At 63.1% G+C, this 1,219-nt stretch carries 1 protein-coding gene and 1 pseudogene; both read right to left on the reverse strand.

All coding sequences use genetic code 11. From position 1 onward, the window contains the following. Positions 1-572 (reverse strand): response regulator transcription factor (locus EP165_RS20295; protein ID WP_164743131.1); only part of this gene is annotated, 572 nt, incomplete at its 3' end. 103 nt (positions 573-675) lie between these two features. Continuing rightward, positions 676-1,219: pseudogene (locus EP165_RS20530) on the reverse strand (hypothetical protein); the annotation flags it as partial.

A 1,219-nucleotide genomic window follows, 5' to 3' on the forward strand; every position in this document is an offset into this window, starting at 1 on the left:
GCATCGTCGTAGCCGTAGAGCGCGTCCATCAACTCTTGTTTCGAGCGGGTGGCCCCTTCGTGGCGCGCCAAATGCGTGAGAAGCCGACCCTCAGTTATCGTCGCGTGCGTCGAGACCTCCGGGCCTGCGATCAGACCGCTGTCGGGGAGGAACCTGCATCCCGCAAAGCGCAGCTGCAGATGATCTACATAGCCCACCCGCTCAGCGATCACCTTCAGTCGCGCCGCGAGTTCGGCCGGGTCGATATCTGACGCCTGGGCGTCATCGCAGCCGGCGGATAATGCATCGCCCCGCGCTTGCGCGCGCAGGTGCGGTGCTGTGTCGAGGTAGTGGATCAGCGCGATCAGGCGGTTGAAGACATTGCCTTCGCGCAGGCGCCGGATCGTCTCGGCTGCTGACGTTCCACCCATCGACCAAAGGATGCCGATAGCCTCGTTGTCGCGGTAGAGCTGCGAACTGAAATCAGCCAGGTCAGGAGATGCGTGCAGTTGCATCCCGGCCATCTGTGCCGCCATCAGGTATCGGCGCTCAAACGACTGGTAGGGCGTGAACACGATCGCGCGGACGGTCATTGAAAACCTCCCGCGACGAACACGAGCAGGAAGGAGACACATACAATGGCGACACCTGTTGCGACGGCGCCGATGCGTGAATGAGTTGGCGTGCGATGACGCATCAAGCGGCCCTCCCGTGGTTCGCTCGAAGGTCCATGAACGCCCGCTGATGGCGCTGGGGGATCGTGTTTGCCCGCTGCCATGAGACCGCGATACCGATGGCTTCGGCTGCGTCGTGTGCTGCCTTTTTGGTGTCAGGCAGTGGAATGCGCTGACGGCGCGCCATTGCCACCGCGCTCGCTTTCCAATTCTCCGGCGGCTTGTAGCCCGGACCGAAATACGCGCTTCGCCATGTACGATCGGCGATCATCGCGTACGGAATACCGAGCCCGTTCAGGACGCCGATCGCCGCGCCCGCCAGACCGGCAAGCTTGATCGTCGTCTTTGCGTTGATCATTCGCTTGTCGCCGGGCTTGGCTGCGCCGCCGCCATAGTCGACAACGACACCCAGCGGCCGCTCGATCACTGCGAAGTCCGGCCGGGTTTCCGTCAGTAGGGCCCGGAGTGCACCGTCAAAGTCGTCGACCGCATCCCAGACAGTATCGCCTTCCGATTCCACTGCCAGGCAGCGCCAGAGCGAAGGCGATGTCGAAGGGTTGACCCAC

The organism is Mesorhizobium sp. Z1-4, from assembly GCF_004000235.1.
Classification (GTDB): Bacteria; Pseudomonadota; Alphaproteobacteria; order Rhizobiales; family Rhizobiaceae; genus RCIO01.